This is a genomic window from Bacillus sp. 5RYD7K (assembly GCF_059831465.1).
Map to the genome: position 1 here is coordinate 1,039,012 of NZ_CP191200.1, position 20,975 is coordinate 1,059,986.

General features: G+C 49.7%; 18 protein-coding genes. 11 read left to right on the top strand and 7 right to left on the bottom strand.

Annotated elements, in window-relative coordinates:
- Window positions 1–163 precede the first annotated feature (163 nt).
- The 5 genes from ACQE26_RS05235 (at window position 164) to ACQE26_RS05255 (ending at window position 6,922) form a co-directional block, all read left to right on the top strand.
- On the top strand, window positions 164–1,570 hold the full coding sequence (locus ACQE26_RS05235) for a cytochrome ubiquinol oxidase subunit I (RefSeq protein WP_016937474.1): 1,407 nt from the start codon (window positions 164–166) through the stop codon (window positions 1,568–1,570).
- Window positions 1,554–2,570, top strand: coding sequence for a cytochrome d ubiquinol oxidase subunit II (cydB, locus tag ACQE26_RS05240; protein ID WP_060963936.1), 1,017 nt, complete (start codon window positions 1,554–1,556; stop codon window positions 2,568–2,570). Before ACQE26_RS05235 ends, cydB begins: the two co-directional genes overlap by 17 nt.
- Window positions 2,570–4,273: a thiol reductant ABC exporter subunit CydD gene (gene cydD, locus ACQE26_RS05245; RefSeq protein ID WP_500470871.1), complete on the top strand. Its 1,704-nt coding sequence runs from the start codon at window positions 2,570–2,572 to the stop codon at window positions 4,271–4,273. The genes cydB and cydD overlap by 1 nt, the downstream gene beginning before the upstream one ends.
- A complete protein-coding gene (gene cydC, locus ACQE26_RS05250; RefSeq protein ID WP_438420923.1) occupies window positions 4,270–6,000 on the top strand; it encodes a thiol reductant ABC exporter subunit CydC in 1,731 nt (576 codons plus the stop codon). Before cydD ends, cydC begins: the two co-directional genes overlap by 4 nt.
- A 91-nt stretch (window positions 6,001–6,091) precedes the next feature.
- On the top strand, window positions 6,092–6,922 hold the full coding sequence (locus tag ACQE26_RS05255) for an NAD(P)H-hydrate dehydratase (protein WP_500470872.1): 831 nt from the start codon (window positions 6,092–6,094) through the stop codon (window positions 6,920–6,922).
- 13 nt (window positions 6,923–6,935) lie between these two features.
- Here ACQE26_RS05255 and ACQE26_RS05260 read toward each other — a convergent pair whose 3' ends face one another.
- Window positions 6,936–8,294 (bottom strand): purine-cytosine permease family protein, encoded by a 1,359-nt coding sequence (locus tag ACQE26_RS05260; RefSeq protein ID WP_500470873.1) that lies wholly within the window; start codon window positions 8,292–8,294, stop codon window positions 6,936–6,938.
- 315 nt (window positions 8,295–8,609) lie between these two features.
- On the opposite strand from ACQE26_RS05260, the gene yxeI reads away from it, so the two are divergent.
- The gene (gene yxeI / locus ACQE26_RS05265) at window positions 8,610–9,596 is read left to right on the top strand and encodes a penicillin V amidase (RefSeq protein WP_500470874.1); all 987 of its coding nucleotides are present in this window, start codon (window positions 8,610–8,612) and stop codon (window positions 9,594–9,596) included.
- A gap of 40 nt (window positions 9,597–9,636) precedes the next feature.
- Here the strand turns inward: yxeI and katX are convergent, their stop codons facing one another.
- The 6 genes from katX to ACQE26_RS05295 form a co-directional block, all read right to left on the bottom strand.
- Entirely contained in the window at window positions 9,637–11,250 is a 1,614-nt protein-coding gene (gene katX, locus ACQE26_RS05270) for a catalase KatX (RefSeq protein WP_500470875.1), read from the bottom strand.
- A gap of 116 nt (window positions 11,251–11,366) precedes the next feature.
- Window positions 11,367–12,665 carry an arsenic transporter gene (locus tag ACQE26_RS05275; protein WP_500470876.1) on the bottom strand — a complete coding sequence of 433 codons (1,299 nt, stop codon included), beginning with the start codon at window positions 12,663–12,665 and terminating at the stop codon, window positions 11,367–11,369.
- Window positions 12,666–12,678: 13 nt separating this feature from the next.
- Window positions 12,679–13,029, bottom strand: coding sequence for an ArsR/SmtB family transcription factor (locus ACQE26_RS05280; protein WP_269774087.1), 351 nt, complete (start codon window positions 13,027–13,029; stop codon window positions 12,679–12,681).
- Between the two features lie 102 nt (window positions 13,030–13,131).
- Window positions 13,132–14,028: an ABC transporter substrate-binding protein gene (locus tag ACQE26_RS05285; RefSeq protein WP_060963943.1), complete on the bottom strand. Its 897-nt coding sequence runs from the start codon at window positions 14,026–14,028 to the stop codon at window positions 13,132–13,134.
- Between the two features lie 16 nt (window positions 14,029–14,044).
- Window positions 14,045–15,058 carry a FecCD family ABC transporter permease gene (locus tag ACQE26_RS05290; RefSeq protein WP_500470877.1) on the bottom strand — a complete coding sequence of 338 codons (1,014 nt, stop codon included), beginning with the start codon at window positions 15,056–15,058 and terminating at the stop codon, window positions 14,045–14,047.
- Window positions 15,059–16,057: a FecCD family ABC transporter permease gene (locus ACQE26_RS05295; protein ID WP_500471456.1), complete on the bottom strand. Its 999-nt coding sequence runs from the start codon at window positions 16,055–16,057 to the stop codon at window positions 15,059–15,061.
- Window positions 16,058–16,299: 242 nt separating this feature from the next.
- Between ACQE26_RS05295 and ACQE26_RS05300 the strand changes: the two genes are divergently transcribed.
- The 5 genes from ACQE26_RS05300 (at window position 16,300) to celB (ending at window position 20,959) form a co-directional block, all read left to right on the top strand.
- Window positions 16,300–16,890, top strand: a complete 591-nt coding sequence (locus tag ACQE26_RS05300) for a DNA-3-methyladenine glycosylase (protein WP_500470878.1) — start codon at window positions 16,300–16,302, stop codon at window positions 16,888–16,890.
- Between the two features lie 60 nt (window positions 16,891–16,950).
- Window positions 16,951–17,076, top strand: coding sequence for a small protein YxzF (gene yxzF, locus ACQE26_RS05305; protein WP_326123496.1), 126 nt, complete (start codon window positions 16,951–16,953; stop codon window positions 17,074–17,076).
- A 146-nt stretch (window positions 17,077–17,222) separates the two neighbouring features.
- On the top strand, window positions 17,223–19,178 hold the full coding sequence (licR, locus tag ACQE26_RS05310; RefSeq protein ID WP_500470880.1) for a transcriptional regulator LicR: 1,956 nt from the start codon (window positions 17,223–17,225) through the stop codon (window positions 19,176–19,178).
- 98 nt (window positions 19,179–19,276) lie between these two features.
- The gene (licB, locus tag ACQE26_RS05315) at window positions 19,277–19,585 is read left to right on the top strand and encodes a PTS lichenan transporter subunit IIB (RefSeq protein WP_003150863.1); all 309 of its coding nucleotides are present in this window, start codon (window positions 19,277–19,279) and stop codon (window positions 19,583–19,585) included.
- Between the two features lie 15 nt (window positions 19,586–19,600).
- A complete protein-coding gene (gene celB, locus ACQE26_RS05320) occupies window positions 19,601–20,959 on the top strand; it encodes a PTS cellobiose transporter subunit IIC (protein WP_500470881.1) in 1,359 nt (452 codons plus the stop codon).
- The last annotated feature ends 16 nt before the right edge of the window (window positions 20,960–20,975 follow it).

Below are 20,975 nucleotides of genomic sequence, written 5' to 3' on the forward strand. Positions count from 1 at the left end.
TATGACAGCCGCTGCCCCCCAGGGAGTGCAGGCTGATAATTCATTAGTTTTGACAAATTTGTGAAACATTGAGCAAATATATCATTTCTTGTGAAATACCGAGCAATGGTTTTGTCGTGTTTGTGAAATGTTGAGCAATTTACCAGATTGGAGGAAAAACATCATGAGTGAGTTGGTTTTAGCCCGCATACAATTTGCATCTACAACATTGTTTCACTTCCTGTTTGTGCCTATGTCTATCGGGCTTGTGTTTATGGTTGCTTTGATGGAGACGCTTTATGTTGTCAAAAAACAAGAGACCTATCTCAAAATGGCTAAATTTTGGGGACATCTCTTTTTAATTAACTTTGCTGTCGGCGTCGTCACAGGGATTCTTCAGGAATTCCAGTTTGGATTGAACTGGTCTGATTATTCTCGTTTTGTCGGAGACGTATTTGGAGCTCCGCTTGCGGTTGAAGCGCTTTTGGCGTTTTTTATGGAGTCTATTTTTATCGGATTATGGATTTTCGGCTGGGACCGTTTATCTAAAAAAGTGCATTTGCTTTGCATTTGGCTTGTATCCTTCGGGACAATTATGTCATCTTTCTGGATTTTGACGGCAAACTCATTCATGCAGGAGCCGGTCGGCTTTGCGATTAAAAACGGCCGCGCGGAAATGAATGATTTCGGGGCGCTTTTGACAAACCCTCAGCTTTGGGTTGAATTCCCTCACGTCATTTTCGGGGCGCTTGCAACTGGTGCTTTCTTTATCGCCGGTGTCAGCGCATATAAATTATTGAAGAAAAAAGAAGTGCCTTTCTTCCATAAATCTTTCAAGCTTTCAATGATTGTCGGTCTGATCGCCGGTATCGGCGTTGCGTTCAGCGGACATATGCAGGCTGAGCATTTAATGGAATCGCAGCCGATGAAAATGGCCGCCAGTGAAGCGCTTTGGGATGACAGCGGTGATCCTGCCGCATGGACGGCTTTTGCGAACATTGATACGAATAAAGAAAAAAACACATCAGAAATTTCAATTCCTTACGCACTCAGCTACTTGGCTTATCAGAAGTTCAGCGGCAGTGTTAAAGGGATGAAAACTCTTCAAAAAGAATACGAAAAAACGTACGGAAAAGGCGACTATATCCCGCCTGTTAAAACGACGTTCTGGAGCTTCCGCATCATGGCGGGTGCTGGCGCGCTTATGATTTTCGCCGCGATTGCCGGCTTTATTCTGAACCGCCGCAAAAAGCTTCATACAAGCAAGTGGTATTTACGGGGCATGATCGCACTGATCGCATTCCCGTTCATTGCGAACTCTGCCGGATGGATTATGACTGAAATCGGCCGCCAGCCGTGGACGGTCATGGGGCAATTGACGACCGCACAATCCGTTTCGCCTAACGTAACGACGGGATCTCTGCTGTTTTCAATTATCAGCTTCGGCGTCATGTACTTGATTTTAGGCGCGCTGCTTGTTTTCCTATTCGTTCGTGAAATTAAAAAAGGTGCGGACCATGATGATCACAAGGATGTTCCTGTATCAACAGATCCGTTCAGTCAGGAGGTCTACCATGGGGTCACTTCATGATCTTTGGTTTATACTCGTTTCGATTTTGTTTGTCGGATTTTTCTTTTTAGAAGGTTTTGATTTCGGTGTCGGCATTTCGACCCGATTTCTTGGCCATAATGAATTAGAACGCAGAGTGCTGGTTAACACCATCGGCCCGTTCTGGGATGCGAATGAGGTGTGGCTGATCACAGGTACGGGAGCGATTTTCGCGGCATTCCCGAACTGGTATGCAACGATGCTCAGCGGATATTACATTCCGTTTATCATCATTCTTCTTGCCTTGATGGGCCGCGGCGTGGCATTTGAATTCCGCGGGCAAGTGAACAATCTGAAATGGGTCAAAACATGGGACTGGGTAATTTTCTTCGGAAGCCTTATCCCGCCGTTTGTATTCGGCCTTATCTTTACAAGCTTGTTCCGCGGTGTGCCGATTGACGGACACATGAACATTCACGCTGGTTTTTCAGATATTGTGAACGTGTATTCCGTTCTTGGCGGAGCAGCCGTCACCCTTCTTTCATTCCTGCACGGTTTAATGTTTATCACCCTGCGCACGATCGGTGATTTACAAGAGCGTGCGAGAAAAATGGCAAAACGCGTAATCGGTGTTATCTTTCTTGTTGTACTTGCTTTCTTTGCGATGTCTGCATACGATACGGATATGTTTACACGCCGGGCAAACATCACGATTCCAATATTCGTGCTGATTGTCATCTGCAACGTTCTTGCCATTGTGTTCATGAGCAAGAAAAAAGACGGCTGGGCATTCGGTATGACCGGCGCGGGTCTCGCTTTGACAGTCGCGATGATTTTTATCTCCCTGTTCCCGCGCGTCATGGTCAGCTCGCTGAAAAGCGCGTATGACTTAACAGTAGCTAACGCGTCTTCCGGTGATTATTCACTTAAAGTCATGACAATTGTCGCACTGACTCTGCTGCCGTTTGTCATCGGCAGTCAGATCTGGAGCTATTATGTCTTCCGGAAACGCGTCAGCCATAAGGAGCCTATGACTTATTAATGGGAAAAGACCTGTTTCTTTATAAAGGAATGAAGCGGATTCTTGCGATCATTACGGGATTAACGATCATACAAACGGCCGCCATTATCTTGCAGGCGGAATGGCTGAGCCAGGCGGTAACCGGATTATTTAACGGGAAGCGGATTGCTTCTCTTTATCCGGTTATCGGCTTTTTCCTGCTTGCGTTTTTGGTCCGGCATGTGGTGACAACGGTCCGGCAGAAAATCGTGTACCAATATGCCGCGCAAACCGGCGCGGACTTAAGAAAAAGATTTCTTGAGCAATTGTTCCGTCTCGGCCCCCGCTTTGCGAAAAAAGAGGGGACAGGCCGGATGGTGACGCTGGCGATGGAGGGCATCAGCCAGTTCCGCCGCTATTTAGAGCTGTTTCTGCCGAAAATGGTCAGCATGGCGATCGTGCCGGCTGCCGTTGTCATTTACGTGTTTTTTCAGGATAAAACATCGGCTTTGATTCTGATTCTTGCGCTTCCGATTTTGATTGTATTTATGATTCTGCTCGGACTTGTCGCACAGAAAAAAGCCGATCGCCAATGGAAGTCCTATCAGACGCTTTCCAATCATTTCGTGGATTCGCTCCGCGGACTGGAGACATTGCGGTTTTTAGGATTAAGCAAATCACACAGCAAAAATATTTTTCACGTCAGTGAGAGATACCGCAAGGCGACGATGAGCACGCTCCGGGTCGCGTTTTTATCATCATTCGCCCTTGATTTCTTCACGATGCTGTCGGTGGCGACAGTGGCGGTGTTCCTCGGCTTGCGGCTGATAGACGGACAGATTCTTCTCGGTCCGGCATTGACCGCGCTGATTCTCGCGCCTGAATACTTTCTCCCGGTCCGCGAGGTGGGAAATGATTACCACGCGACATTAAACGGGCAGGAAGCGGGAAAAACCATTCAGGCGATTTTGACGCAGCCCGGTTTTAAAGAAGAAAAGCCGCTCGAGCTTGATACGTGGACTGACGGAGATGAATTACAGCTTACGCGTTTGTCCGTCCGTGAATCGATGCCTGAATTTAATCTGTCCTTTAAAGGGAAGAAAAAAATCGGGATTATCGGTGAAAGCGGCGCGGGAAAATCGACTCTCATTGATGTGCTGGGCGGCTTTTTAGAGCCTGCGTCCGGTGAGATCAAGGTAAACGGTGAATCCCGCTCGCATCTGCAGTCGGACGGCTGGCAGAAGCAGCTGCTCTATATTCCGCAGCATCCGTACATTTTTGATGACACGCTTTTGAATAATATCCGGTTTTATCATCCTGATGCTTCCCGTGAGGAAACGGCGCAGGCCGCTGCTTCGGCGGGTCTTTCCGAACTGATCCGTGATCTGCCCGGCGGTCTTGACGGCCGGATCGGCGAGGGCGGACGGGCGCTCAGCGGAGGGCAGGCTCAGCGTGTCGCGCTGGCCAGAGCCTTTTTAGGAAACCGTCCGATTCTCCTTTTGGATGAGCCGACCGCTCACCTTGATATTGAAACAGAGTATGAAATAAAAGAAACGATGAAAGACCTGTTTGAAAATAAGCTTGTTTTTCTGGCGACTCATCGTCTTCACTGGATGCTTGAAATGGACGAAATTATCGTGCTTGATGACGGCGCGGTAGCGGAAATCGGCACCCACGACGAATTGATGGCGAAACAAGGCGTATACGCCAAACTTGTAGAGGCGCAACTGGGGGAAAGAACATGAGGAAAGAAGAATGGATTCTGCCGTATATTAAGCAAAATGCCCGTTTGTTTGTTCTTGTGATTTTTTTAGGCGCGGTGACGATTTTTTCGGCGGCCTTTCTCATGTTTACTTCCGGTTTTTTGATCTCTAAGTCGGCGACTAGGCCTGAGAATATCCTGCTGGTGTACGTTCCGATTGTGGCCGTGCGCACCTTCGGGATCGCCCGTTCAGTCTCCCGGTATGCCGAGCGTCTGACGGGGCATCACATCATTTTGAAAATCGTGTCCGACATGCGGGTGCGGCTTTACAATATGCTGGAGCCGGCCTCTCTCATGCTCTCTTCCCGTTTCCGGACGGGCGACATGCTCGGCATTTTGGCTGAGGATATTGAGCATTTGCAGGATGCGTTTTTAAAAACGATTTTCCCCGGGGTTTCCGCTTTGCTGCTCTATGCGGCATCCGTTATCGGGCTCGGCTTTTTTTCCTGGCCGTTTGCCGCTCTTGCGGCGATTTACCTGTTTGTATTGGTTGTCTTATTTCCGGTTGTGTCGCTTCTTGTGACGAGAGCGAAAAACATGAGGCTGAAAAGCGGACGGAATACGCTCTACAGCCGGCTGACCGATGCTGTGCTCGGCGTGAGCGACTGGATGTTCTCGGGACGTCAGGCCGCCTTTATTTCCTCTTATGAAGAGAAAGAAAAGGCGTGGTTTGACCTTGAGAGCAAACGTCAGCGATTTACGAGGCTGCGCGATCTCGCCGCTCAATGCCTTGTCGGCGGCTTCATATTGATCATGCTGTTCTGGACGGCAGGTCAGTATGCGGACGGCAGTATGGCCAACACGATGATCGCGGCCTTTGTGCTTGTTGTATTTCCATTGACGGAGGCGTTTCTGCCCCTTTCGGATGCGCTGACGGAAGTGCCTTCTTATCAGGATTCGATCAGAAGAATGAGTAAGGCGGCTCCGGAGCTGCGGGGGCGTGAGGTGAAGCAGTCAGATGAGAAACTGGATGTCACTGATGTGACACTGACGTTTGATAACGTGACATTTTCTTATGATCAGCACAGTCATGTGCTTGACCGCTTTTCCTTCACTCTCCGCCAGGGTGAAAAAATGGCGCTGCTCGGCAGGAGCGGCTCCGGTAAGTCGACCTCTCTCGCTTTAATTGAAGGCGCCTTAGTTCCCGATTCAGGCAAAGTGACACTGAACGGGCTGGAAACTGCGGCCGTGCAGGATCAGATTTCCTCAGCGGTAGCCGTTTTGAATCAGAAGCCTCATCTCTTTAATACGAGCATTATGAACAATATCCGGCTCGGAAACGGCAAGGCGAGTGATGAAGATGTTAAGCGTGCGGCGCGGCAAGTGAAGCTGCACGACTATATTGAATCACTGCCTGACGGGTATGAAACGTCCGTGCAGGAGACGGGGATACGTTTTTCAGGCGGGGAGCGTCAGCGGATCGCACTTGCCCGCATTCTGCTCCAGGATACGCCGGTCATTATTCTTGATGAACCGACGGTCGGCCTTGATGCGGTCACTGAACGCGAATTGCTTGATACGATTTTTGACGTCTTTAAAGAGAAAACGATCCTCTGGATTACACACCATCTGGCAGGTGTGGAAACAGCTGATAAGATCGTCTTTTTAGAAAATGGAAAAGCAGAAATGGAAGGAACCCATCAAGAGCTGCTTGCAGAAAACGAACGGTACCGGAAGCTTTACCGTCTTGATGTTCCGATCAGAACATAAACAGCCGCAAACGTGCGGCTGTTTTTTTTGTGCGGTTTAAAATCTCTTCTTGTTTGGAATATAAATAAGAGACAGAAGAGGAGGTACAGAGATGAACATACTGGATTGGACGGAACGGGATGTGAAAGATACGCTGCCGAAACGGGACGCAGACAGCCATAAGGGGACGTTCGGGACGGCGTTATTGCTGGCCGGAAGCGATGACATGCCGGGAGCCGCCCTTCTTGCAGGTTTGGGCGCGATGAGAAGCGGCGTCGGCAAGCTCGTCATCGGTACATCGGCAGGCGTCATCCCGCTCATTGTCCCGGTGCTGCCGGAAGCGACGTACTGGCGGGACGGGTGGAAAAAAGCCGCGGCGGCTCAGCCGGAAGAAACCATCCGGGCCGCGGCCATCGGGCCGGGGCTTCCCCAAACGGACGAAGTGCAGCAGGCGGCTGACCAGCTGCTTTCTGTCGATTATCCCGTCATACTGGATGCGGGTGCCATAACGAAAAGAACCTATCCGGAAAGGAAAGCCCCGGTGATCTTGACGCCTCATCCCGGCGAATTTTCAAGAATGACAGGCCTTCCGATTCAAGAGATTCAGCAGAACAGGGCGGCATATGCCGCGGAATGGGCGGAGCGGCTTCATGTCACGATTGTCCTGAAAGGAAACGAAACCATTATCGCTTTTCCTGACGGGGAGTGCCGCCGGAATACAACCGGAAACGGCGCGCTTGCAAAAGGCGGGACCGGCGACACGCTGACGGGAATGATCCTTGGTATGCTGTGCTGTCATCAAGACCCGAAGCATGCCGTATTGAACGCTGTCCGCCTTCACGGCGAATGTGCGGAGTTATGGACGAAAGAGCGCTCCGCACATACCTTATTGGCGCACGAACTTTCTGAACTGCTGCCGCGTGTATGGAAGGAATATGAATAAAGAAAAGGCGTCTTCATAGGGAAGGCGCCTCTTTTTGTTTTAACCTTGATTTCATCAGAACATAATACAACAGCGACGGAACGGCCAGCCCGACGACCCAGGCGATGTCGCCTCCGCCGAATATTTCTGCGAGCGGCCCGATGTAAAAGGATGTATTGATGAACGGGATTTCTAATATGATCGACAAAACAAAGGCGGCCGCTGTAATCCAGTTGACCCTGCCGTATTGTCCATTCACGTCAAACATCGATTTGACGTGGTATTTTCCGCGGCGGATAAAATAGTAATCCACGAGGTTGATCGCTGTCCATGGAATTAAGAAATAACTGATGAAAAAGATGAAATTTAAAAACAGTTCCATGAAATTGCTTTGACCCAAGAGACTTAATACAGTACCCGCTGCCGTCACACAAAGGATCATTACGACTCTCGTTTTCGGCGTCACCTTCAGTTTTAAAAACGGCTCCAAGGTAGTCGTGGTTGACATAAAGGCTCCGTATAAATTAAAGACGTTGATCGCCATTTGTCCGAACAGGACGATAATCAGCATAATAAAGGAAAACGGGCCGAACAATCGGACAATTTCATTTCCGGCATTAGCAGTGAATCCCGGGAGCGCCGTCGTCAAAATAGCGCCGAGAAGCATCATCCAGATAGAACTGACTGACGTACCTGCGTAGCTGTACCAAAAGGTATGCGATGCCGGTGTTTTGATCGGCAGATAACGGGAATAATCTGCGACATATGGCGCGTATGCCAGCTGCCATGTGGCCACCGCGCTGACCGCCACTAAGAAAACAGGCAGATCTAATGAGCCGGGCACCCAGCTTCCTGAGGGAATCGGCAGTTGAAAAATAAGAATCGTTGCAGCAAAAAAAACGGCAAAGGAGGTCCAAGAGAGGATTTTCTGCATTTTGTGAATCAGATCATGACCGTAGATCGTGAGTAAAAAACAGATGGCGCTTAAGCCGATAATACACCATGAAGCCGGAATCGGTACAAAGCTGCTCAGTGTACCGGCTGCGAGAATCGTACTGCTCGCAAAGAAGCCCAGGTAGATAAACATGACCAAAAAGAGGGGCAGAATCGCTCCGATCACGCCGAATTGCGCGCGGCTTTGAATCATTTGCGGAATTCCGAGCTGAGGTCCTTGTGCGGAATGAGACGCCATAAAGATTGCGCCGATAAAGGTTCCGATAATAATGGCGGCGATACTCCAAAAGAGATCGAGTCCCATCGTAACGGGCAGTGTGCCTGTGACTAACGTCGTAATATGCATATTCGCCCCGAACCAAACGGGGAATAAATCTTTGGCCTTTCCGTGTCTTTCGTGATGCGGAATATGTTCAATCGTTCGCCTTTCTACTTTCAATAGATAATCTCCTCCGTATGTCTTCTTTTAACATAAAGTCATAGCTTAACAGATTGACTTACCGTTTACAAATTCCAGTACGCAGGAAAAACATTGTAAAGCCTCGCTGACAGCAGTTCTTAGATTTTTTGTGAAACTGAACAGACACTGCCGCCAAAACGATTTACCGGGGTTTAAAAGGCATGGATATGCTTACGGACTAATATGTATGAAGGAGAAATGTGCCAATCTTTTGACGAATGGAATCATTATTCGCTAAGCTTTAAGAATAGTTTACTTTGTGTAAATTTCATAAATGAAAAGGGGATTGATGATATGTGTACAAGTCTTACATTGAAAACGGCAGATGGTAATCACCTATTGGCGCGAACGATGGATTTTGCTTTTCAGCTCGACACCGACGTCATGCTGTACCCTCGTCAGTACAGCTGGAAAAGCGAAGCTGACGGCAGGCTGCATAAGACGAAATACGCATTTATCGGCATGGGGAGAAACCTCGGCAATATTCTGTTTGCCGACGGCGTGAATGAAAAAGGGCTGTCTTGTGCGACGCTGTATTTTCCGGGCTTTGCGGGATACGAGAAAGCGGAACGGGAGGGCACGTGCCACATTGCTCCTCATGAGTTCGTCACATGGACCTTATCAAACTGTGAATCTCTTGAAGACGTAAAGGAAAAGCTCGCTTCACTGACAATTGTAGAGAAGAAGTTAATGTTATTGGATACGGTGCTGCCCCTTCATTGGATTTTATCAGACTGCACGGGGAGCTGCATTGTGATCGAGCCGACGCCGGAAGGTATGAAAGTCTATGACAACAAACCCGGAGTGATGACCAACAGTCCTGAATTTCCTTGGCATGTGACCAATCTGCGCCATTATATCGGAATCAGGCCGCAGCAGTCAGAAAGCAAAACATTGGGCGGAATGACATTAACCGCATTCGGCCAAGGGTCAGGAACGATCGGGCTTCCCGGTGACTACACGCCGCCATCCCGATTCATCAGGGCCGCTTACCTGAAAGAGCATTTAGAGCCTGCCGCTCATGAAACAGATGGCGTTACGGCCGCTTTCCACGTGCTGTCCAATATGAATATTCCAAAAGGCGCGGTGATCACCGAGGAGAATGAAATTGATTATACGCAGTATACGTCCGTCATGTGCTGTGACACGGGGAGCTATTACTTTCATCTGTACGACAACCGGCAGATCCATAAAGTAAGTTTATTCCATGAAGATCTTGACCGTCCGGAGCCGAAAGTATTTGCGGCTGTGGCGGAGCAGAATATACAGGAGCTTAATTAGCTCAAAAAAAACAGGACGCGATTGTCCTGTTTTTTTTTGTTTAATACGGATCTGACGGATGGCTTTCCCGTTCAGCCTGCTTTGCCGCCTTTGCCGCATCCGTAGTGCCGATCGGCCCGCCGCTGTTGCTTTCGGAGGCTTTTATCAGCCCTTCCGCCACGCGTTTTCCGTAGTCCGGATCTGCTTTTGTGAAATTCTCAATCATTTGATCCTGAATGTCTTTCCGGCAGGAAGAGAGCGTATTGACCAAGTTTGTGATCAATTCGTTCCGTTCAAATTCCGAAAAGCGGCGGTACGTTTTTCCGGCTTGGCCGAAGTTATTCGACCGGTCGATCGCTTCCCGCTTCACGTCGCCTTCGACATGAGGCGTATGGTCTTTCCCATCCTGCTTCGCTTCTTTCAGTCCGCCCATAATAGACGGCTCATAGTTGACGTGCGGGTTTTGCCCTTCTGCCCGATCGACCCGATACTGCATTTGCCCGCCTTCCTGGTTGGTGGCGACATGCTTTTTCGGCGAGTTGATCGGAAGCTGCAGATAATTTGCGCCGACGCGGTACCGCTGGGTATCTGAATAGGCGAATGTCCGCCCCTGAAGCAATTTGTCATCTGAAAAATCAAGGCCGTCCACAAGCACGCCCGTTCCGAATGAGGCTTGTTCCACCTCGGCATGGTAGTTTTCCGGATTTTTATTGAGCACCAATTTGCCGATCGGCTTCCAAGGAAAATCGTCTTTATACCACAGCTTTGTCGGGTCAAGAGGATCAAAGTCCAGTTCGGGATGCTCGTCATCAGTCATGATTTGCGCATACACTTCCCACTCCGGATAATCGCCATTTTCAATCGCGTCATACAAATCCTGTGTCGCATGGTTAAAGTTTTTTCCCTGAATCTCTTCCGCTTCCTTCTGTGTCAGGTTGCGGATGCCCTGTTTCGGTTCAAAGTGATATTTGACGAGCACGGCTTTTCCTTCTTCATTGACCCATTTGTACGCGTGGACGCCTGAGCCCTGCATCTGCCGGTAGTTGGCCGGGATGCCCCACGGCGAAAACAAGAAAGTGATCATATGAGTCGCTTCCGGTGATTGGGAGATGAAGTCGAAAATACGCTCACCGTCCTGTATGTTCGTAACCGGATCAGGCTGAAATGCGTGAACAAGATCCGGAAACTTCAGCGGATCACGGATAAAAAAGATTTTCAAGTTATTGCCGACCAGATCCCAGTTGCCGTCTTCCGTATAAAGCTTAACGGCAAAACCCCGGGGATCACGCAGTGTTTCCGGCGAGTGCTTTCCGTGATTGACGGTTGAAAAGCGCACAAACGCCGGTGTTTTCGTTCCTTTCTTTTGAAACACCTTCGCCCTTGTGTATTTTGAAATCTCCTCGTCTCCAAAACTTCCGTACGCCTCAAAGTATCCGTGTGCGCCGGCGCCGCGCGCGTGAACGACGCGCTCGGGAATCCGTTCACGGTCAAAGTGGCTGATTTTCTCCAAAAAATCGTAATTCTCCAATGTCGTCGGCCCTCTATTGCCGACTGTCCTGACATTCTGGTTGTCAGTGACCGGATGGCCCTGCCGGTTTGTCAGCGTGTCTTCTGACTCGCCTTTACCGGTCGTCTTACTGGAAAGCGCTTCTTCGCTGTCTTTGTTATTTTCCATTGCTGAACCCTCCTTTTTGAACGGTAACAATATGCCCAGCAGAGCCGTTTTTTAAAACCCGTTTTCAAAAGAAGCGGTTATTCCGCAATCGGCGTCAAAGATCGGCCGTTCCATACTCAGGCCAGCCATAACAGCCATAAATAAAGCCCGATCAGGGTGATGAATAACGTCGGAACGGTTAATATCAGACCTGTTTTGAAATACATTCCCCAGGAAATTTTCACGTTTTTCCGGCTCAGCACATGGAGCCATAACAATGTCGCCAGCGACCCGATCGGCGTGATTTTCGGCCCGAGGTCCGACCCGATAACATTCGCGTAAATCAATGCTTCTCTCATCAGCCCGTGAGCATCCGTTCCGCTGATGGCTATGGCGTCAATCATCACCGTCGGCAGGTTATTCATAACGGAGGACAGAACCGCAGCGATAAAACCCATTTCGAGTGTCGCCGCAAACAGTCCGTGATCCGCCGCTTTCTGAATAAGCTGAGAAAGAAGATCCGTCAGTCCGGCATTCCGCAAGCCGTACACGACAACATACATGCCGACAGAAAAAAACACGATGGCCCACGGGGCATCCTTGATGACTTGTTTTGCAGGGACGGCGGGGCTTCGCTGCGCCAGAATGAGAAAAATAACCGCGATGGAGCCGGCAACGAAGGACACAGGGATCGACAGCAGCGCGCTGACGAAATACCCGATCAATAAAACGGCCAGGACACCCCATGATAACCGGAAAAGGCGCTCATCCTTAATGGCGGATGCAGGGTGTTTCACAAGGCCGGTGTCAAACCGTTTCGGAATGTTTTTTCTGAAATAGAGATACAGCACCAAAATGCTTGCCGCCAAAGAAAAGAGGTTGGGCACCAGCATGCGTGATGCATATTCAATGTATCCGATATGAAAGTAATCCGCGGATACGATATTGACCAAATTGCTGACCACGAGCGGGAGCGAGGTGGTGTCGGCGATGAACCCTCCGGCGATAATAAAGGGAAAGACCAGTTTTTCAGGTAAATCCAAAGCCCGCACCATCGCCAGTACGATCGGCGTCAAAATGAGCGCCGCTCCGTCATTGGCAAACAGGGCGGAGACCACCGCCCCTAAGACGGAAACATAGAGAAACATCCGCAGCCCGCTGCCTTTGGCCGCCATGGCCATATGCAGCGCGGCCCATTCAAAAAATCCGATGCTGTCAAGAATCAATGAAATGATAATAATGGCGATAAAGGCAAGTGTCGCGTTCCAGACGATCCCCGTCACTTCCGCGATATCATGCAGGCTGACTGCCCCCGCAATCAAAGCGAGGACCGCTCCGCCGCAGGCAGACCAGCCGATTGATATATGTTTCGGCTGCCATATGACAAATACAAGTGTCAGCACAAAAATCAGCGCTGATAAAACCGCAACTCCCAAGAATATATCCTCCTTATCGGCATGAAACAGTGGCTTCTTTTTGCCGCAATGTCTGTAAAACGCCGTCTTTTTCATCTATCTGCTGCAGAATGGAGCGGACCAGCGCGTATTCCGGACCGGACGGATGAATGGCATAGTACCGCCACTGGCCTTCCCGTCTTTCCCGCACAAGCCCGGCATTCTTTAATTTCCGCAAGTGCTGGCTGATGCCGGGCTGACTCATGCCAAAAATGGCCGTCAGCTCACAGACACAGTATTCCTTCTCCTTCAGAAACTTCAGCATCAAAAGCCTTGTCGTGTCGCTGAGAAGCTTGAGGCATTGGCTGACCCCTTCGGAACTTAAGGCGTTATGCTGCCGTTGCATGCTCTCACTCCTTTTTTACATCATTATATAAGCGGTTGTTTATATAAGTAAATAACAATATAAAAAAGCCGGCTTTGCACGTTTTGCAAAACCGGCTCATGTTTATTTTTGGAACAGCTTTTTCGCTTCATCCATTGCTAATTTATTTCCCAGTGCCGAATAATCAAGCCAAGGCTGATCGGCAATCTTATAGACGTGGTTTGCTTTCACGGCCTTCAGCCCTTTCCATACAGCGCTTTTTTGCAATTCTTTAAAAGCTTGCTGTGACTTGTCGTCTCTGTTAACGACCACGAAAATCGCATCTGCGTTGTAATCCGGCAGCACTTCCTGAGAAATGACCTCATAAGGGCGGGAGGTGTTCATGTCTTTAATGCCGTCAGCAGGCTTCAGTTTCAGGTCATCAAACAGAATCGGACCCATCGGGCGGCGTGTGCTGAAGACGCGAAGTTCTTTTGCATTCACGCGGATCGCCATGACTTTGGCGTTTTTTCCTAATTCCTTATCGATCATAGATTTGACTTGTTTTGTTTCATCTTCGTAATCTTGAATAAAGGTTTTCGCTTCTTTTTCACGGTTGACGATTTTTCCGATGTCTTTTAAATGATCGCGCCAAGTGCCTTTATCAAGGTCGAAAACGTGTGTGTTTCCGATTTTCTTGTATTTTGACACATCTTTTCCTGCAAATTCTTTATCAAGATAAATGTTGTCAGGGTTCAGTTCGAGTAACGCTTCCATATCCGGATCTGAGGCAGGGCCGAGTTTTTTCGTGTCTTTCAGCTGATTTTTTACATGAGGGAGAAAATCTTTTAATTCTCCGCCCACGACGGAACCGGCCGGTGTAATGCCGAGAGCCAGCAGATCATTTGTCAGGTGAATGGACATCGAAGCAATTTTATGATCGCCGGATGCCTTATTTGTCTCCGGCTGTGTTGAATCGGATTGGCAGGCAGCCAATAAGAAAATACACATGAAACTGACGAGGGCAATTATTTTTTTCATGAGAAGACTCCTTATTTTATGTTTTGATTTTCATAACCAGATAGAGAAAATACGGCGCGCCGATGGCTGCCGCAACCACGCCGGCCGGAATGGCGTTCGGCTGAAACAAAGAGCGGCCGATGGTATCTGCCGCCACAAGAATGACAAGGCCGATTAACCCCGCAATCGGGATGATATGCTGATGCATGGTGCCGACGAGCCGTCTCGCCAAGTGAGGGGCGGCAAAGCCGATAAAGCCGATTCCGCCGGCCATCGCCACACTCGCGCAGGACAGGCCGACCGCTATGGCGATCAGCATGATCCTTTTTCTCTGCACGTGTGCGCCAAGCCCCGCGGCGGCCTGGTCACCGAGCATTAAAATATTCAAAGACCGGGCGTTAAGCCATGCAAGCGGGGCGAGAATGCCGATCCAGGGCAATAGCGACCACACGTGAATCCAGTCCCTGCCCCAGACGTTTCCCACCAGCCAGCGGGAAGCGAATGTATAGGTTTCTTCATTCAGACGCAGCGACATAAACAATGTAACGGCGCTGAAGCCCGCGGAAACGGCAATCCCGACTAACAGCATGCGGATCGTTAAAAACCCGTTCAGCCTGTCGTACGTGAGCACTACGATCAGCAGGGCGGCGAGGGTTCCGCCCGCAAACGTAAATAACGGGATGAACATCGACGCCTGCGCCTCAAGTGAATGAAAGAACGTGATATACATCATCAGGCCGAACGAAGCCCCGGCATGAAGCCCAAGGATACCCGGATCGGCAAGCGGATTCCGGGATACGCCCTGCAAAATAGCGCCCGACACGCCTAAGCCGATACCGGCCAGCATCGTCACCAGTATCCGGGGGAGCCGGTAATCGAATAAAACGGTTGTGCTTTGAAACGTGCCGTATCCGAACAGCGTTTTTCCCACCGTAAAGGGAGAAAGCCGGAATGAGCCCGTATGCAGCCCGATCAGAATAATGCAAACGGCGATGATCAGCAGAATGAGGCCTGCCGCCGCCGCTTTTTTGGTTTCCTTCTGCATCTTCATTTATAATTCTCTCCCTTCCTTGCGGGCAATATAAAGAAAGAAAGGGACACCGACAAGTGCGACCATGATGCCTATTGCCAATTCTCTCGGAGGACTGACCGTGCGTGAGGCCAAGTCGGCCAAAATCAAAAGAATCGCCCCAAGCAACGCGGACATCGGAATAATCAGCCTGTACGTAACGCCGACGATCTTTCGCGCGATATGGGGGATGACCAGCCCGACGAAGCCGATTGCACCGGCAGCGGAAACAGACACACCGGCAAGAACAACGGCGATCATTAATCCCGCTGCACGCGTCAGAGCGGTGTTCACCCCTAAATTCGCCGCAACGTCATTTCCCATTGAGAGAAGGGTGACGGACCGGCCCATGAATGTCGCGAGAATGATGAAGACCGCAATCACGGGAGCAAGGACTTGTAAATGAGCCCACTTGATTCCTGAGACCCCGCCGGCGTACCAGAAGGCCAAATCCTGGCTTAAATCGTAATAAATCGCCACACCTGTGCTGAGTGAATGTAATAGAGCGGCTACAACCGCCCCGGCAAGCGTCACCTTTAAAGGTGTCATGCTGCTTTTTCCCGCCGCGCTGATAAAGAAAATCAAGCCTGTGCTTGCCAGTGCGCCCAAAAACGACATCACCATCAGCAGGGCGTATGACAAATGAGGGAAAAAAGCAAAGCTGATCGCAACAACAAACATGGCTCCCGCATTTACGCCTAAGACACCCGAATCGGCAAGCGGGTTTCTCGTGACACCTTGCATGAGGGCGCCCGCTGCTGCAAATGCGGCGCCTGTAACGGCCGCGCCGAGCACTCTCGGCAGACGCAATTCATGAATGATCTGCTGGCCCGTCATGTTTGGATTGTAATCAGCAATCGCCGACCACACCGTATGTAAAGTAATGTCTTTCGCGCCGAATGAGACGGCGAAAAAAATAGACACAAGCAGTCCGATTACCGCGATCAGGAAGAAAATCCCGTTTTTTAAGATGCTGATCAGACGGCTTGCGGACGTGACAGAATCGCTCAAAAATCAATTCACCTACTTTTATGATCATTGTCCGGTATTTATTGAACATGAGAATCATTTTCATTTGAACCATCATATTATAACCAGCCGATTTTCAAAACGCAATAGAGTGTTCAACAATGATGCCCTTTTTTCTTTCATGTTTATATTGTAAAAAAGAAGTGAAAAACGTGAAAGAGGGAATTGGATATAATCAGAAAGGGGGGAGACAAATGGCGGGAGAACGAAAGCCTTTGCCGATTGAATTTTACCAAAGGCCGTCAGTAGAGCTTGCTCCTTTATTGCTCGGCTGTCTCTTAGTAAAAGAGACGGATGAGGGAACGGCTTCAGGCTTTATCGTGGAAACGGAAGCTTATATGGGAGCGGAAGATCGGGCGGCGCACAGCTTCGGCAACCGGCGCACGAAACGGACGGAAATTATGTTCCACGAGGCGGGCCGCATTTATACATACGTCATGCACACCCATACATTAATGAACGTCGTCGCCGCTGACATCGGCATTCCGCAGGCTGTGTTAATCAGGGCGGCACAGCCCCATGAAGGTCAGTTCCTGATGGAGCGCAGGAGACCTGGCAGACCCCCGAGAGAGTGGACGAACGGCCCGGGAAAACTGACGAAGGCGATGGGCATTTCAATGAATGACTACGGCGGCATGATCACGGAACCGCCGCTGTATATTACGGAAGGCTTTACACCGGAGCATATATCAACAGGCCCGAGAATCGGGATTGACAACAGCGGAGAAGCCCGGGATTATCCTTGGCGCTATTGGGTGACGGGGAACCGGTATGTCTCACGCTGACTATGTTTATAAACGCTGATAACAGGGGAAAGACAAGGTAAAAGAAAGGGGATTCAAACATTGAAAAAATTTTTCAAAACAATTATTAAATGGGCGCCCGTCATCTATCCGATCATCAGAAAAATCGTAAAAGATCGGAAGGCATCTAAGCGAAACCGCATGTCCGCATCCCGAACAGCCGGCTGATCCGGCTGTTTTTTTACGGGCTTTGCCTCAGGCTGCCGCATTGACTTGAAAACCTCCCCATTATAGAATTTACATACATTTACCCCTTTTTCATCCTTTTTGCCTATTTTTTACGTCTGCATCTGATCTGATAGGAGGTTTTTCTCATGCTTCATGGGCGGCTTCGTGAACTTCTTCGCTTGCTTTTAGCTGCTGAAACACCGGTTACAAGCTCAGTCATCGCTGCAAAAGTAAAGGTAACGACGCGGACGGTCCGCAATGACATAAAGGAACTGCAAACCATTGTCGAAAAACACGGCGCTTCCATTCAATCTGTCAGAGGGAGCGGCTATAAGCTGCTGATCCGGGATGAGCAGCCGTTTAAAAACTGGCTTCAGGACAATTTCCAGCAGAACAGCGCCGTGCCGATTTTTCCCGAAGAACGGATAAATTATCTGATGAAAAGACTGCTTCTGACCGACGGCTACCTCAAGCTGGATGACTTGGCAGAAGAATTATTCATCAGTAAATCCACGCTTCAATCCGATCTGAAAGAAGTAAAAAAACAGCTCCGCCCCTATGACATCATTTTGGAAACAAGGCCGAACTACGGCTTTAAACTGCGCGGAGAAGAGCTCCGTCTCCGTTATTGTATGGCGGAATACTTAGTGGACGACCGCGAGCCTGAGCCTGATCTCCTGAGTGAGAAGGCCGGTATTCTGCCGAAAGACGACATTCAAGTGATCCGATCAGCCATTATGAAGCAGGTTCGAAACCATAAGATCCCGCTTTCTTTCTTCGGCCTGAACAATCTCATCATCCATATCGCCATTGCCTGCAAACGAATCCGGACAGAAAACTATGTATCTCTCATTCCGGAGGATCTTCATGATATTAAGCTTGAAACAGAATATCAGTCAGCGGAAGCCATCGTCAAAGAGCTTGAATCGGCGCTATCTGTCACCTTTCCTGAACAGGAAACCGCCTATATCGCCATTCACCTGCTCGGGACAAAACGCATGACCCAGTCACAAATGGAAGGAAAAGAGCTTACAAGGTTGATAGACGGGGAGACCAGCCGTTTGACAGAGGCGATGATTGAAGCCATTGAGCGGGAGCTGAAGCTCGGAATCACGGACGATAATGAGCTAAAAGCGGGTCTTGCGCTCCATATCAAGCCGGCGATTAACCGAAGCCGGTACGGAATGAACCTGAGAAACCCGATGCTTTCCGCCATAAAGGAAAATTACCCGCTCGCATTTGAAGCGGGAGTGATTGCGGGAATCGTGATTAAGGAGCAAACCGGCATTGATATCCATGAAAATGAGATCGGATACTTGGCGCTTCATTTCGGAGCGGCCATCGAAAGGAGAAAGACAGAACGGCCGCCTAAACGCTGCTTGATTGTCTGTGCGTCCGGCGCCGGCAGCGCGCAGCTTTTAAGAGAAAAGCTCCGTTCACGGTTCGCAAAGCGCCTTGAAATCGTCGGAACGGCTGATTACTGCAGCCTTGACCAGCTTTCTTTTGAGTCGATTGATTTTGTGGTCAGTACAGTGCCGATCAAAAAAGACCTGCCCGTTCCCGTATTAAAGGTTCATACACTGTTGGGAGGCGGGGATTTTACAAAAATCGACGCCATGCTGGAAGAAAAGCGGGAACAATTGAACTTTCTGAAACCGGAGCTGGTTTTTTTGCAGCAGGATCTGGAGACGAAGGAGGACGTCATCCGTTTTCTCGGACATCAGGTTGCAAAAGCCGGCCTCGCTTCTGATACTCTGACCGATTCTATTTTTGAAAGGGAAGCGATTTCTCCTACGAGTTTCGGCAATCTCACGGCGATTCCGCATCCGCTCGTTCCGCAGACAGACACGACGTTTTGGGCGGTGTGCACGCTGAAAAAACCGATTGACTGGGCGGATAAGCGTGTCCAATTTGTCTGCCTGCTTTGCGTCGAGAAAGAGAGCAAAGCCGACCTCCAGCATATGTACAAATGGCTGGGGGGCATGTTAGATGATCCGGCCGCGGTGAGCCGTCTCTTAAAATGCACAGCCTATCACGAGGTTTTACAAGTGTTCAGAGACAAACGATCAGAGAAAGACCGGGATACACCTTTTTTCCGTTAGCAGCGGAAAAAGCCTGAGTAGTTATGAAAGCGATTTCATAATATGATGGTATTAACACCGAGACATACAAAATATCAAACTTTCAGGAGGTCTTTTACATGAATATATTACTCGTTTGTGCAGCAGGGATGTCAACAAGCTTACTCGTTACAAAGATGGAAAAAAGCGCGCAGGAACAAGGAAAAGAATATAAAATCTGGGCTGTGTCAGGCGATTCAGTCAACCAGCATATAGATAAAGCGGACGTATTGCTGCTTGGGCCTCAAGTCCGTTATTTGCTTCCGCAGCTGAAAAAATTGGGTGAATCAAAAGGCGTGCCGGTTGAAGTCATTAATACCGTCCATTACGGCACATGCAACGGAGCGGAGGTTCTGAAATCAGCAGAACAGCTCGGAAACGCATCGTAGAAAGGGGCGGGCCGTGTGAATAAGGTGAATCAGTTTTTAGAAGAGAAAGTCATGCCCATTGCCGGGAAAATTGCTTCCCAGCGGCATCTGCAAGCATTGCGTGACGGGATCATCCTCACCATGCCGCTTATCATCATCGGTTCGTTTTTTCTGATCATCGGCAACCTGCCGATTCCGGGGTACGCGGATTTCATGGCGAAGACGTTCGGAAGTGCGTGGTCTCAAAAACTGCAATATCCGGTTGATGCGACCTTTGAAATCATGGGCCTTGTCGCCGCTTTTGGAATCGCCTACCGTCTGGCCGAAAAATACGGGGTGGACGCTTTATCGGCCGGTGCGATATCTCTGGCAGCGTTTCTTTTGGCAACGCCGTACAAAGTTCCGTTTCTGCCGGCCGGCGCAAAAGAGGAAATCATGGTGGGCGGCGGCATTCCGCTTTCTCTCATGGGAAGCAAAGGGTTGTTTGTCGCAATGATCATCGCCATGCTGTCGACGGAAATTTACCGCCTGATCATCCAGCGGAATTTCGTCTTCAAAATGCCGGACGGCGTGCCTCCGGCGGTCAGCAAATCGTTTGTCGCTTTAATTCCCGGTTTTGCCGTCGTCTTTCTCATCTGGGGTGCGCGTTTAATCGTCGAAGCGACGCCGTTTGAAAGCCTTCATAATATTGTAAGCGTTGTATTGGGGACGCCGCTCTCGATTCTTGGGGGAAGTCTCGGCGGAAGCCTGATAGCCGAAACGGTTCAAATGCTCTTGTGGGCGTGCGGATTACACGGGGCGAACATTGTCGGCGGCGTCATGGCGCCGATCTGGTTCGGAGCGATGGATGCCAACCGGATTGCATTTCAGGCGGGCGATGCGCTTCCGAATATTTTCACCCAGCAGTTCTTTGAAATTTGGATCAACATCGGCGGAAGCGGCGCGACACTGGCGCTCGTGGTCACCATGTTTCTCCGTTCGCGAAGCAAGCAGATGAAGCAGCTTGGGAAACTCGCCATCGGGCCGGCCGTCTTTAATATTAATGAGCCGATTATTTTCGGAATGCCGATCGTCATGAACCCGATGCTTCTCATTCCGTTCATCATCACGCCGCTTGTCACACTGGTCCTTACCTATATCGGCATGAGCACGGGCCTCGTCGCCAAACCTGCCGGCATTGCCGTCCCGTGGACGATGCCGCCGATTTTCTCCGGCTATCTGGCCACGGGCGGAAAAATATCAGGGGCTGTCATGCAGGCGATTAATATCATCGCAGCCTTTATCGTGTACTATCCATTCTTCAGAATGTGGGATTCGCAAAAGCTGAAAGAAGAAAACGAACTTGAACAACCGCAGGCGCCAGCCGTACAGGGAGACGAAAAAGCCGCGCTTTAGAGAAAGGGAGTGAAAC

Excerpts from the sequence above, each read along its gene's own strand:
- ACQE26_RS05300 (WP_500470878.1), top strand. The coding sequence starts at position 16,300 with ATGGCGGGAGAACGAAAGCCTTTGCCGATTGAATTTTACCAAAGGCCG.
- ACQE26_RS05285 (WP_060963943.1), bottom strand. The coding sequence starts at position 14,028 with ATGAAAAAAATAATTGCCCTCGTCAGTTTCATGTGTATTTTCTTATTG.
- licB (WP_003150863.1), top strand. The coding sequence starts at position 19,277 with ATGAATATATTACTCGTTTGTGCAGCAGGGATGTCAACAAGCTTACTC.
- cydD (WP_500470871.1), top strand. The coding sequence starts at position 2,570 with ATGGGAAAAGACCTGTTTCTTTATAAAGGAATGAAGCGGATTCTTGCG.
- ACQE26_RS05280 (WP_269774087.1), bottom strand. The coding sequence starts at position 13,029 with ATGCAACGGCAGCATAACGCCTTAAGTTCCGAAGGGGTCAGCCAATGC.
- ACQE26_RS05290 (WP_500470877.1), bottom strand. The coding sequence starts at position 15,058 with ATGAAGATGCAGAAGGAAACCAAAAAAGCGGCGGCGGCAGGCCTCATT.
- cydC (WP_438420923.1), top strand. The coding sequence starts at position 4,270 with ATGAGGAAAGAAGAATGGATTCTGCCGTATATTAAGCAAAATGCCCGT.
- licR (WP_500470880.1), top strand. The coding sequence starts at position 17,223 with ATGCTTCATGGGCGGCTTCGTGAACTTCTTCGCTTGCTTTTAGCTGCT.
- ACQE26_RS05255 (WP_500470872.1), top strand. The coding sequence starts at position 6,092 with ATGAACATACTGGATTGGACGGAACGGGATGTGAAAGATACGCTGCCG.
- cydB (WP_060963936.1), top strand. The coding sequence starts at position 1,554 with ATGGGGTCACTTCATGATCTTTGGTTTATACTCGTTTCGATTTTGTTT.
- katX (WP_500470875.1), bottom strand. The coding sequence starts at position 11,250 with ATGGAAAATAACAAAGACAGCGAAGAAGCGCTTTCCAGTAAGACGACC.
- ACQE26_RS05235 (WP_016937474.1), top strand. The coding sequence starts at position 164 with ATGAGTGAGTTGGTTTTAGCCCGCATACAATTTGCATCTACAACATTG.
- yxeI (WP_500470874.1), top strand. The coding sequence starts at position 8,610 with ATGTGTACAAGTCTTACATTGAAAACGGCAGATGGTAATCACCTATTG.